General features: G+C 59.6%; 7 protein-coding genes. 4 read left to right on the top strand and 3 right to left on the bottom strand.

Features of this window, described 5'->3' with window-relative positions:
• Window positions 1-133: 133 nt before the first annotated feature.
• The gene (locus VNM72_05845; protein HXF04920.1) at window positions 134-1,588 is read left to right on the top strand and encodes a PQQ-binding-like beta-propeller repeat protein; all 1,455 of its coding nucleotides are present in this window, start codon (window positions 134-136) and stop codon (window positions 1,586-1,588) included.
• 166 nt (window positions 1,589-1,754) lie between these two features.
• On the opposite strand, the gene VNM72_05840 is transcribed toward VNM72_05845, so the two are convergent.
• The 3 genes from VNM72_05840 to VNM72_05830 all read right to left on the bottom strand — a co-directional run bounded on the left by VNM72_05840 (window position 1,755) and on the right by VNM72_05830 (window position 6,442).
• Window positions 1,755-2,429 carry a nuclear transport factor 2 family protein gene (locus tag VNM72_05840; protein ID HXF04919.1) on the bottom strand — a complete coding sequence of 225 codons (675 nt, stop codon included), beginning with the start codon at window positions 2,427-2,429 and terminating at the stop codon, window positions 1,755-1,757.
• 64 nt (window positions 2,430-2,493) lie between these two features.
• Window positions 2,494-4,794 carry a TonB-dependent receptor gene (locus tag VNM72_05835; GenBank protein ID HXF04918.1) on the bottom strand — a complete coding sequence of 767 codons (2,301 nt, stop codon included), beginning with the start codon at window positions 4,792-4,794 and terminating at the stop codon, window positions 2,494-2,496.
• 7 nt (window positions 4,795-4,801) lie between these two features.
• A complete protein-coding gene (locus VNM72_05830; GenBank protein HXF04917.1) occupies window positions 4,802-6,442 on the bottom strand; it encodes a long-chain fatty acid--CoA ligase in 1,641 nt (546 codons plus the stop codon).
• 471 nt (window positions 6,443-6,913) lie between these two features.
• Here VNM72_05830 and VNM72_05825 point away from each other — a divergent pair, with 471 nt between their 5' ends.
• From VNM72_05825 to VNM72_05815, 3 genes are all read left to right on the top strand, one after another.
• Window positions 6,914-10,183, top strand: a complete 3,270-nt coding sequence (locus VNM72_05825) for a TonB-dependent receptor (protein ID HXF04916.1) — start codon at window positions 6,914-6,916, stop codon at window positions 10,181-10,183.
• Between the two features lie 232 nt (window positions 10,184-10,415).
• A complete protein-coding gene (locus VNM72_05820; GenBank protein ID HXF04915.1) occupies window positions 10,416-11,849 on the top strand; it encodes an amidohydrolase family protein in 1,434 nt (477 codons plus the stop codon).
• A gap of 42 nt (window positions 11,850-11,891) precedes the next feature.
• A complete protein-coding gene (locus VNM72_05815) occupies window positions 11,892-13,241 on the top strand; it encodes a cytochrome c (protein HXF04914.1) in 1,350 nt (449 codons plus the stop codon).
• Window positions 13,242-13,430: the final 189 nt, after the last annotated feature.

The raw sequence follows: 13,430 nt of genomic DNA, 5'->3' as shown, positions 1-13,430 counted from the left end.
TTCCCTATTTTCCTCGGTCCCCTCCTCGAAGGCAAAAGCTCTCGTGCTCCCCTTTGGGCTTCGTGAACTTGACACGGATAGGGCTGACACTATAATTGCCGCCCGTAAACCACATCTCTTCGAGGAAGGAGCCATGCCAATGAAGCGTGCGATGGGAGTCGTCGTGTGGATTTTTCTCCTCACTGTGGTCATCTTCCCGTTCCCGACCAAAACGAATAATCAGGAGCAGGAGTGGCCCCTTTATGGTCGTGATCTGGCCGGATCACACTACAACCCCTACGAAAGGAAGATCACACCGGCGACGGTCTCACGGTTGAAGCCCAAGTGGATTTTTCAAACCGAGGGCGATGTATCGAGCCAGCCCACGGTCGTCGGGGGCGTGGTCTATTTCGGTTCATGGGATGGCCGACACTATGCCGTTGATGCAAAGACCGGCAAACAGATCTGGATGTTTGAAACCGGCAGTCCCGTACGCGTCGGAACAGCGTATGGGGATGGTCGGGTCTTCTTCGGCGATCTCGCCGGCCGCCTCTATGCGGTGGATGCGCGAACGGGCGAACTGAAATGGAAGCGGCGGATTGATGATCACCGCTACGCCGTCGTGACCAGTTCGCCCATTTACTACAATGGCCGCGTTTACATCGGCATCTCCTCCCATGAGGAGGGAGCTGTGCTGCGCGATCCCCGTTACGAATGCTGCACATTTCGCGGAGGGGTGGCGGCATTTGATGCCGGGACGGGAGACTTGATCTGGCGGTTTTATACCATCCCGGAGACGCCGGTACCTCGGGGTAAAAATAAGCGAGGAATTACTCTTCGAGGTCCCGCCGGCGGTGCCGTGTGGTCAACGGTCGCCATCCACCCGCGCGCTAATCGGCTCTACCTCACGACCGGCAACCAGTACACCGGCCCGCCCTCCAAATTCACCGATGCCATCATCGCGCTCGAACTCGACACGGGCAAGCTCGTGTGGGCCTACCAGGCGGTGCCCAACGACATCTGGACGTTTGATTGTCAGAACGATCCCGAATGCGAGGATATGGATTTTGACTTTGGCTCCATCCCCATCACATTCAGGGGACCACGCGGGAAGCAGCTCATCGGGGCAGGCCAGAAGAGCGGCTGGTTCTATGCGCTGGACCCGGACACGGGTACTCTCGTATGGAAGACCGAAGTTGGGCCGGGCGGCAAACTGGGCGGCGTCGAGTTTGGAAACGCGACCGATGGAGAGCGCGTCTATGTCGCCATTTCCAACCATCCCAAGCAGGGATCGGTCTCAGCGCTTGATGGAGCCACCGGGAAAATCCTCTGGCAGACTCCTTGTCCTGACGGCGGCTCCAATTTCGGACCGATTACCGTCACCGGACGGGGATCGAATAAATTGGTGTTTGCCGGATCCTCGAAGGGATTCATTCGTGCCTACGATGCGCGCAACGGAAAAATTCTCTGGGAATTTGACACGGGTGGAGCCGTGGGTGGCGGGCCGACGGTCGTTGATGGCGTCCTCTACGTCGGTTCCGGCTATACCTTCTTGCGCATCGGCAAGGGAAATAACAAGCTCTACGCCTTCTCTCTCGATGGCAAATAAGCAGAGGTCAGACGAAATCCTGAGGGGGGGAGCCGGCTCACGCGGACTGACACACGCTGTGCAGGTGGTCGGGTGGTGGCGATAGTTCGATGTCGCTTGACTCCCGGGTCGGCTTGATGCGGGCACCTGCCAAGACGACGATCAATACCGGGTGACGTGAGGGCGTTTACCGAATCCGCGAGAGGTGAAGGGAAACGATCCGCCACACGCCGTCCTGTTTCACCCAGACTTCGGTCGAGCGAAAATTCCCGCTCTGGTCGGGAGCCGAGGAAGATTCCACTATCCATCGCGCTCGAATCACAGCGACGGGGCCGTAATACCGGGCGACGACGTCCTCTGCACGGACGGATTCAGGTTTCATCTGAAGGATGCGGGCGATGGCCTGCTCCTTGGTGAGGGTCGTTCCCTCCGCCGTCGTCGCCAGGAAATCATCGGCGATCAGACGAGCCAGCCTCTCGCGGTCGGGGGGATTGTGGGCAGACACCCATTGGGCGTGGAGATTGAGCGGGTCGTCATCGGGTCCGCCCGCCACGACAGGAGGGGCTATGAAATTCTTTTTGTCTGAGGAACTCTCGTCCGAGGCACCGGGTTTGTATTCGGCCAGCCAGTCAGCGTCAATGTCCTCGGCTCGACGTCGTTCTTTCTCCCGGATGAGCCACAGGCCACGCTCGTTCCAGGAATTTCCCCCGGCCGCATCGGCGTGGCAGAAGGAACAATCCCTGGCTCCGTATTTGCGCGCTTTCAATAAGTAGGACGGGTAGGGAAAAGTTGGTCTGGAATAAGCGAGCCACCCGACACCGACCACCATCATCACAGCCAACGCACGCACTTGTCTCACCATTTCCCTTCTCCTCCGAAAAGGGCCAGTGAATCACGCCACATAATGTGAAGACCTCTGCTCACGGTCATCGTGGGGCGAGAGAAAGACGAATCCCCAGGCGAATCCGACGCGGTGCGCCAACGGTCGTGAAAGGAGTTTTTCCAACAGCATAGGTTGTATTGAACAGGTTCTCGACATTCACGAACAGATCAATCCCCTGGCTCCAGGATCGGCTCAGAGAGAGATCGGCCAGGAAGAATCTCTCCAGCGCGAACTGGTTTCGGTCATCATCGAATTGTCTGCTGACGAACCGGCCCTGCCAGAAGATGGACAGTCGTGACGGATGGGTGTATTGAGCCTGAATCGAGAACCGGTGGGCCGGTACCTGTGGGATGCGATTCCCTTCGATCAGGGGATTGGCGGGGAACTCGCGAATGGTCGCATCATCGTAGAGATAGGCGGCCGTCCACCGCCATCGCGTCGTGGGCCGGTATTCGATGTCCGCTTCGAGTCCCCGGATGCGCGTGCGACCGAGATTCTGTCGCTTCTGGGTGATGAGAGTGGGCGTGACACTCAATGTTGCGTTGGAGATGGACCCTGTGATGCGATTCCAGAAGCCTGTCAGCCGAAACAGGAGATTGTCCGCGGGAGCATAACGGATGCCACCTTCGCCCCCGAGGAGTCGTTCCGGCCCCAACTGGTCGTTGGCCAGCGTGACGACGTTGCCCACACGGAATTGGCGGTACAGCTCATTCAGTGTCGGGGCCCGGAACCCACCGCTTGCCGCTCCCCAGAGCGACCATCGGTCGGTGACCCGATAGAGTACGCCGACGCGGGGACTGACGAGGCTATTGCTTTTGACGGGGAATCGCGTCTCGGTTGAATCGCCGGAGGCGAGGACTGTTTCCCGGCTGAGCGCATCGGTGTTTCGCCAGTGGTCGAATCGCCCCGTGAGGGTGATCGTCAGTCGCTCGGTCGCCATCACCTGATCCTGGAAGAAAAATCCTCCCAGCCACTGCGTTCCTCCAGCCACACGCCGACGAACAACGATCCCCGTCGCTGATGGGACGAGTTCCTGACTCTGGCCTTCAATCCAGCGGAGGTCGGTTCCCGCCGTAAGGAGGTGACGGTGGGCCATGCGCCTGGACCAAAGAAAAGAAGAGCCCACACTGTTGGTCGGAACCCGTTGAAAGAGCGTGATTCGTTCCCGGCTCCGATCGCTGGCAATTTCGGTGAAGGTGCTGTGGAATGCTTTGAGGTGAGCGAATGTGAGAATTTGCCAGTGACTGCCGCCGGCGGTATCACCGATGATGCCCCCTGTCAGGAACTTGGCCACAGTGGAATTTCTCTGCAAGTGAGTTCCGTTGCGCCGGTGTTCATCGAGCAAATGGCCCCGGAGAAAGAGGCGCACGCGAGACCGCGCGTATTCGAGCGTCAGTCTGGCCGTCCCGTACCGGGCAGTGGCGGTTGTATCAATTGCGCCGCGCTCGGCACGAGCGACGACCGGATATCCATCGGTTGACACGTAGCTGCCCCCCAGAGAGAAAGCGAAGCGACCGAAAACATCGCTGAATCCTCCGTCGAGCGTTCCCGTTTCCTGAGTGCCGAACTGGGTCGTGAGTCGCCAGCTTCGCCGTTCCGGGGCGCGGGTGAGGATATTGATGACGCCGCCGTAAGCATATGTACCGTAGAGATGGGAGCCACTTCCCGGCACGATCTCGACCCGCTCGACCGTTTCCAGTGGAATCCCGCTCCAGGCCACCCAACCGCCGAACGGATCATTGTACGGCGCATTGTCCAGAAGGACGAGCGTGCGGCTCACGCCACTCGGCCCGATTCCCCGCAACGAGACGCCCTGGGTGGTGGGATGCGACGCGAGACTGCTCGACCGGCGGAAGAGACTGAACGTCGGGACCTGACGCAGCAGATCGTCCACAACAAGCGCGGGTGACGACTCCACCGCGCCACGCGCCAGGCTTGTGACCGGGGCCGGAATATCTCCCAATTTTTGCTCCGTGCGTCCCGGCGTGACCACGAGTGTCTCCGTGAGGGGAGCAATGGCCAACGTAATGCTGAGGGAGATGGTCTCGTTCTCAGCTAGGGTGACCCGCTGCACATGCTCAACAAAACCATCGGCAGTGATGCGCAGTTCGTAATTTTCGCCGGCGGGCAAGGGAAGTGTGAACCGTCCCTCGGAGTTCGTGCGAACGGTCTGCCGCATCCGACGATGTGCGTCGGTCACCGTGACCTGCGCCGAGACGACGGCCGACCCGGAGGGATCGGCGACGAATCCGCGGAGTGTGCCCCCTGAGGGAGGCGAGGGACTCTGAGCCCCCAGGGCCATTAAGAGAGTGAAAATGATCACGGAACCAGCCGAGAGCACCATTCCCGCTTTACTCCGTCGGGACCGACGAAGGGATCGGTCGGTTCTGGAACTGCTGGCGGAGAACTTTTTTGTCGAACTTTCCCACGCTCGTCTTGGGGATCTGGTCGAGAAAGACGACGTCGTCCGGCAACCACCACTTGGCGACCTGGGGCGCGAGGAATTCCAGGATCTCTTCCTTGGTGATCTGGTCGGCATATTCCGGTCGCGGAACGACGCAGGCCAGCGGGCGTTCGGTCCACTTCGGATGCGGGACGGCAATGACGGCCGCTTCCAGCACCTTGGGATGAGCCATAATGGCGTTCTCCAGTTCGACGGAGGAAATCCACTCGCCGCCGCTTTTGATAACGTCCTTGGTGCGGTCAACGATCTGGATGTAACCGTCGGGATCAATCGTCACCACATCGCCCGTGCGGAACCAGCCGTCGTGGAAGCGATCGGCGCTCTCCGGCGCGTTGTAGTAAGCGCGGATGATCCAGGGGCCACGCACTTCAAGTTCGCCCATCGTCTGGCCGTCCCAGGGGATCTCCTGACCGTTTTCATCCACGGCCCGAAGCTCGACGCCAGGGACGGGACGCCCTTGTTTACAGCGGATGCGAAGCAGTTCATCGTCGGACCAGTCGCTCATGAAGCGAGCCGGGCGGCTGCACGTGCCGAGAGGGGTCATCTCGGTCATTCCCCAGGCGTGAAGGATCTGGACGCCGAGCTTTTTCTGATAGCCCTCGATGAGAGCCCGAGGTGCCGCCGATCCTCCCACGGGCATCAGGCGCAGGCTGCTCACGTCGCGGGGCTCGCGTTCGAGATAGGCGAGGAGATTGATCCAGACCGTCGGCACGCCCGCCGAGATCGTGACGCGCTCGCTCTCGATGAGATCGGCCAGCGCTTCGGGTTGAAGGTGCGGCCCGGGGAAGACCTGTTTCGCTCCGACGAGCGTTGCCGCAAAGGGGAGGCCCCAGGCATTGGCGTGAAACATGGGAACGACCGGCATGACTACATCTCGCTCGGTAACGCCGATGCCATCGGCCAGAGCGACGGCCAACGAGTGAAGGAAAAGAGCCCGATGGCTGTATAAGCACCCTTTCGGGTGCCCCGTCGTCCCCGACGTATAGCACAACGCCGCCGCCGTGTTTTCCTCGAGCTCAGGCCACTCACAGGTGGGGGACGCTTGGTTGAGCATCGTCTCGTAGTCCAGAGTGGCGGGAAGCGATGTCTCATACGGCCCATCGGCCATCACGAGAATGTGCTGAACGGTCCGCAGATGTGGGGCGATCTTCTCGAACTGAGGGAGAAGGCTGTGATCCACCAGCACCACCCGGTCCTCGGCGTGATTGGCAATGTAGGCGACATCGGTAGGATGCAATCTCACATTGAGCGTATGAAGCACAAAACCGGCGCAGGGAGCGGCGAAATAGGCCTCCAGGTGACGATGCGAATTCCAGGCGAATGTCGCCACACGGTCGCCGGGCTGCAGACCCAGTCCGCGCAATACATTCGCCAATCGGGCCGCGCGCTCGCAAAAATCGGCGTAGCGATAACGATGGAGGCTCCCGTCGGCGCGACGCGAGACGATCTCCGTCCGGCCAAAATATCGTTCGGCCCGACGGAGGAAATGGGTGAGAGTGAGAGGGAAGTTCATCATCAATCCGTCCATGATGGTTACCACCTCCTTGATCTGAGTTCCCGCATGGCCCTGGCTGACAGTCTCACACTCGCAGGTGTTGCACCATCGCGCTCGCAGACTCGAAAGTCCGCGCTCCTTGCGGACAGTCCCCACGCGCGTAGGTGTTGCAATGGAGGGCAAGATGTATCACGGAGGACCCGCTGGAGTCAAGCAGCGAACCCACAAAAATACCATCTGACCGGTCGGTAGAAATGACCGTTTTGATCTTGACAGGCCCCGGGGGAAAATGGTAAGAACTGGCCGCACCGTACACACATTGTCAAGGGAGGGAAAGCAAATAAGGTGAGGGACGGTGTGGCAGGCGACAACTCCATGGTCCTCTGGTTGAGTCGAAAGTGAGGGCTTTCGTCTGCCGGTTTGGTAGAGCGAGCGTCGCCCTGCGTGGTCTCGGCCTTATGCATCACAAACCGCGAAATAGATGACCCAGAGGAGGTAAAAACTATGCGCCGATTGTCGCGTCGCACCGTTTTCCCGTCCTTCGTGGTGGTGACGCTGGTCGTCATGGTTCCGGCCATCGGGGCCCAGAATCCGACGGGCTCGATTCGCGGGACCGTGGTGGATGAGCGCGGCGCTGTGATTCAGAGCGCCACCGTCACCATTACCAATCGTGCCACCGGAGATACGCGTCGGCTCACAACCGGCGCCGACGGATCCTACGTGGCGGATAATCTCCTCCCCGGCATGTATGAAGTCCGCGTGGAGGCGCCGGGATTCACCACGTCCGTTCAAACGATCACCGTGCAGGTGGGCAGCACCAGCTCGGGGGATTGCATGCTCCGCGTGGGCTCGCCGAGTGAAGTCGTTGAGGTCGTCGGCGAAGCGCCGCTCATTGACCGAACCAGCTATAAGATTGATGGTGTCATCACCCGACAGAAAATTGACGCTCTGCCGCTCAACGGGCGAAACTTCCTCCAGCTGGCGATGCTCGAGCCGGGCGTGACGGTATCCGTCTCCAATCCCGGCGCAGCCAATAATCTGTTCAACGTGTCGGTGGCCGGTGCCCCGGCCGAACGCACGCGCATCACCGTTGATGGTGGCAGTGTGACCGATCAGGTCACCGGTGGAGCCGGACAAAATTTCTCGACCGAGACGATTCAGGAGTTTCAAATCTCCACGTTCAACTTCGATCTCTCGACCGGGTATACGGGTGTGGGGGCAGTCAACATCATCTCGCGCACGGGCACGAACGAGTTTCACGGCACCGCTTTCTACTACTACCGGGATCACAACATTGCTGCCTTTCCCACACTGCGCCGGAGCGCCTTCAATCCTGATCCCTTTTTCCAGCGCGCTCAGTATGGTGGCTCTCTCGGCGGTCCCATCAAGCGGGATCGAGCGTTTTTCTTTGGCAACGTCGAGTGGTTGAATCAGAATTCGGCGATTTCCACGATTCACACCGGATTTCCCGCCTTCAGCCAGTTCGACACGATCACCACGAGCACCTACGATGCGGTGGTGTGGAACGTGCGCGGCGATGTTCGTCTGAGCGATCGCAACACGATGTTCCTCCGCTTTAGCGGAGACGATAACGATGCCTATGCCCCTGATGGAACCAACCAGTTACCCTCGGTCTGGCGGGTCAACCGAAATCGGGATTACAACGTTCAGGGAGCGCTGACGACGTTGCTCGGCTCCAACCTCATCAACGATCTTCGGTTCAATTTCCATCGCATCGGCAACAACAGCGATACGCCCACAGCCCGCGAATGTCCGCCGTCGTTGCCGACCTGTATCGGTCTGGGAGGGGCGCAAGTGCAGGTTTTGGGCACGAACTTCGTCATCGGCAATAGCTCCAATGCGCCGCAGTGGCGACGGCTCTACCGCTACCAGACCAATGAAAACATCAGTTGGCTCAAGGGGGATCATCGCTTCCGCTTCGGTGCCGAGTGGGAACATCAATACGGGAAAGGAGCCTGGGCCTTTGCCGAACCTGCCGTCATCGTGTTGCACGATCCCCGCAACGTGTTGTTGGTGAATGCGCAGGTAGCCCAAGCGCCGCTGCCTGATGCGGCCAAGCAGGCCCTGACCATTCCGCTTCCGGCAGCGTTCACGCGACCGGGCGTTCCCCTGACGCTCGCGGATATTTTGCAGCTTCCCATCGCGGTGGCGTTCGTCGGCATAGGTGATCCTTCCCAGCCGCCACCTTTCAATGTCGGCAAGGCGCGTCGCAACAATCGCATACGCTTCTACGGTCAGGATTCCTGGACTATTGCGCGCGGCTTCACGCTCAGTTACGGCGTGGCTTATCAGTTTGAGACCACCCTCTACAACCATGATCTGCCCAAGCCCGCGCTCATTCGTCCTCTCGTCGGCAGCCTCAACCCCACCAACAAGGACAAAAACAACATCGCTCCCGCGTTCGGCTTCGCCTGGGACATCGGCAACAAAGGCAAGACGGTGATTCGTGGTGGTGCGGGAATTTTCTATGACACCAACATCCTCTTCCGTCGGCTTCAGGAGCGAGCCAACATCGGGCCGCTGGGCAACGGGCGTGTGCTCGTATCGGGAGCCTTCTTCCAGAATCCTCTGCAGTTCCCTCAGATCCCCGGTCTGCCCGCGCCGCTCAACCAGATCAATCCGCCCGTCGGCGCGCCGATCAATTTCACGACGATTCCCACCAAGTTCACCGGGAAGAATTTCCTCGATCTGCTGGCGACCCAGACGCCGGTGATTCAGGCGCGGCTTCAAGCCCTCGGCAATGCCGGCTTGACCGGCATTGATTTCTTCAAGACGGGGAACGACATTTACGATCCGGTCATTCCGGTCGAGTATACCGAGCACTATACCCTCGGCGTGCAGCGACAGTTGCCACATGACATGGCGCTGTCGGCGGATTTCGTCTGGCGGCACTGGCTCCACATGGAGATGCAGAATGACCGCAATCTCTTCAATCGCGTCGGAGGTCCGATCATTCCTCGGTGTGTGGGAGCGCAGGCGGCCGATCCGCGCGTCCTGTGTTCCAACGGTCCGATCTCAATCCGTCAAAACAGCGGGCGACGGACCTACAAGGCGCTGCTCGTGAAGCTCGACAAGCGCTTCTCCCGGCGCTACCTGTTCACGGCCTCCTATGCTCTTCAGGATCAAACCACCTTCTTCACCGGTGAGGACCTGACCGACTGGTTCCGACATCACGGGCCGATCAGTCCGCGTCAGTCGCTCGTTGTCAGTGCGGTGGTGGATCTGCCGCGCGGCTTCCAACTGTCGGTCATCACAGCTCACGGCAGTCCGGGTCCCTTCAATGCTCGCATTCCCAGCAACATTGATCTCAACGGGGACGGGACCCGAGGCGATACGCTGCCGGGATTGCCCATTAACACGCTGGGCTACGGAACGAGCAAGGAAGACCTGGCGCGACTCGTCGCCGAGTTCAATCAGAATTTTGCCGGCAAACGTGATGCCGCCGGAGCCACCATTCCGTTCCTTGTCCTTCCCGGCCAGTTCGAGTTCGGCGATAGTTTCCACACAACGGATGTCCGGGTTTCCAAATCGTTCCGGCTGGCCGAGCGCGTCTCGCTTCAGGTGATGGCCGAGGTCTTCAATCTCTTCAATATCGCGAATCTGGGCGGCTACAGCGGGGCGCTCGATTTCACGGCCAATCCCTCGCAGCCTCCGACCAGTTTCAGCTTCGGTCAACCGACGTTGCGGGCCGGGCAGAACTTCGGTCAGGGAGGTCCACGGGCGTTCCAATTCGCCGCCCGCGTGAGTTTCTAACCCGGCGAAGGGGCGAGGCTCATGTGGGGCTCGCTTGTGGGTCGAGAACGAAGGTCCAGGCTTCCGGATCCGTCTCGACCCCTCGCCCCCTGGCGGGATGTGATTTTTCCTTGCTCACAGAGGCAGAGAGCTGACTGTAGCCCTCCGAAGGCCACACCCTCCAGGCTCTGCCTCTGTGTTTCTTCTCACGGGTGCTTTCTCCGCGCCCGGGAGCAGGGAGGGAGGATAAGCGATGTGGATTCGCAAGTGCTATCTGGATGATCAGTCCGATCTTCAATCCCCCATTCCGTTGCAGATTTGTTCCAACGAAGAATTCATTCCGCCGCCGCAAACGGAAAAACAAAAGGAAGTGGGATACCGGCTGCGCGAGATGGCTGATCAATGCGCCAAGCGGCTGGGCATGACGCGTCGTCAGTTCCTGCAAACGTCCTGCGGCATGGCCGCCGCGCTGCTTTGCTACAACGAGGTCTTTGGCAAAGTCTACGAGGTTGATCCCATTGAGGCGCTCGACCCCGCTGCGTCCGTCGAGCGGTGGCCTAAGACCGAGTTCATCTTCGACAACCAGACCCACCACATTGATGTTGAGTCCGGCTGGTTTCATCGCACCGAGGCCGGACGCCAGGCCGCTGCCTTCTTGCGTCGCTTCCGTCCCAACGAGCAAACGACCGAAGAGGCACTCGAAGCACTCAATCAGGCTCATTATGTCAAGGAGCTGTTTTTCGATTCCGATACGCTCATGGCCATCATCAGTGGTGTCCCCTCATCGGAGTGGAATGAAAACATCCTTCCGCCGGATAAGATGGTGAAAACGCGCAACGATATCAATCGCTGGGCCCGATCGCAGCGGATGCTCTCGCACGGCCTCTTGCGCCCCAATCGTGGTCCGGCCGAATTCGAGGAGATGGAGCGTCAGGTCAAAGTCCTCAAGATCGACTCCTGGAAGATGTATCCCGGAGCGGAGATCAATCGGGGCGCCTGGTGGCTGGACGACGAGAAGGTCGCCTATCCCTTCTGGGAGCGGACGCGGAAGCTCGGCATCAAGAACCTCTGCATCCATAAAGGGCTGCCGCTCGGATTGTTCAATGAAGAGCACTGCCATCCTCGCGATGTCGAGAAAGCGGCCAAGGATTTTCCCGACCTCAACTTCATCATCTACCATTCGGGGTTCCATCCGACGGCCCGCGTGAGCGAGAAACAACGGAGCGATCCCCAGTACATTCCCTGGATTTCCGAGTTGATCGAGATCGTGCGCCGTAACAACCTCCAGAACGTCTATTTCGAGCTGGGCTCGACCTGGAACATCCTGTCGAGCATTCGACCTGAAATGGCCATGCATCTGTTCGGTCAACTGCTCAATCTTCCGGGCGGCGAGGATCACATCATCTGGGGGACCGACTCGATCTGGAATGGTAGTCCGCAAAGCCAGATCGAGCGATTCCGGCGCTTCCAGATCCGTGACGATATCGCCGAGAAATACGGCTACAAGAAGCTCACCCCAGAGATCAAGGCCAAGGTCTTTGGTCTGAACGCCGCTCGTCTATACAAAATTGACGTGAAGGCCAAACGCAACGCCATTGTGACCGATCAAATCGCGCAGTTGAAGGAGGAATATCTCACCCATCCCCAGCCCTCCAATACCGAGTTCGGATGGGTCTGGGTTGACTGATCGTGACCGAACCTCAGACGGGGTGCAGAGGAGGAAAGACCAATGCGGAAGAGGACATTTGCCTTCGGAGTGACGGTGGTTGTGATGGTTTGTGGGTTGTGTCTTGGCGGCTCGTCGTCGGCGGAGTCCAAAAAGAAAGGTCCGGTGACGTTCGCCGGCGATGTCGCTCCCATTTTCTACAAGCATTGCGTGGTCTGCCACCGACCGGGACAGATCGCGCCGATGTCGCTTCTGACGTATCGGGATGCGCGACCCTGGGCCAAGGCCATCCGCCAAGTCGTTCTCCAGCGCGAGATGCCACCCTGGTATGCCGATCCGCAGTACGGGGAGTTCATCAACGATCGGCGATTGACGCAGGAAGAGATAGATACCCTGGTGGCCTGGGTGGATGGTGGAGCCCGCGAGGGCAATCCCAAAGACCTGCCGCCTCCGCCGACGTTTCCCGATGAGGAGTGGACTATCGGCAAACCCGACGTCGTTCTCTCCATGACCGAGGAGGCCAGCATTCCCGCCGATGGCGTGGTTCCCTACAAGTACTATGTGGTGCCTACAAACTTCACCGAGGACAAGTACGTTCAGGCAGCGGAGATCAAGCGCGGCAATCCGAGCGTCGTGCACCACGTCATCATCACCGTGCGGGAGCCCGGCGATGGACCGTTGCCTCCGCCGGGCGAACTCCGCTCCGGCAGCGAACGCTTCGATGCGGAGGGAGGAGGACGGTCGCGCGACGGCCAGCGGCGCAGTTCATCCCGCAATCCCGACGGCATGCTGGTCGGATGGGCTCCGGGCATGACGCCGCTCGTCCTCCGTCCGGGTCACGCCAAACTGATCAAGAAGGGATCCGTGCTCATCTTCCAGATGCACTATACGACGACGGGTACACCCGCCACCGACCGCACGAGCGTGGGCTTGATTTTCGCCAAGGCACCGGTGGAAAAGCGAGTCATCACGGCGGGAGCCTTCAATCGCAATTTCGTGATTCCGCCCGGTCACCCCAACTACGAAGCACGCTCCTACTTCGAGTTCCGGGAGGATGCTCATATTCTCAGCTTCATGCCTCACATGCATCTTCGCGGCAAGGATTTCGAATATCGTCTCATCTATCCGGACGGGACAACCAAAGTCCTGCTGCGCGTGCCCAGGTATAACTTTAACTGGCAGCTCGAATACTGGGTGAAGGAACCCATCGCCGCTCCCAAGGGGAGTCGGCTGGAATGCATCGCTCACTATGACAATTCGGCGGGCAATAAATACAACCCGGATCCAACCCAGGAGGTTCGCTGGGGACAGCAAACCTGGGAAGAGATGATGATCGGGTGGTTCAATTACACCCTCGATAGCCAGGACTTGCGCAAGGAGACCGCTCATCTTGCCCTAGCGGGTCAGAAATGATCGGGGGAAGCGACTCGATCTGTGCGCGTCACTGTGGGCTCGCTACTGCTGGCCCCTTTCGAACCGAACGCGCGCAAGGTGTCCGGGTCGTCAACTGTCGGCTGGAGCGCCTGTGCTCCTTGTTTCACAGAAATCGCTCATGTCGTTTGCGATGAACGAAGAAAATCTGGAAGCGGCCTCTTGTGGCGG

Source organism: Blastocatellia bacterium (assembly GCA_035573895.1).
In the GTDB taxonomy this organism is placed as follows: domain Bacteria; phylum Acidobacteriota; class Blastocatellia; order HR10; family HR10; genus DATLZR01.
The sequence above is the reverse complement of the archived record's forward strand: the minus strand, read 5'-3'. Positions and strand labels throughout refer to the sequence as shown.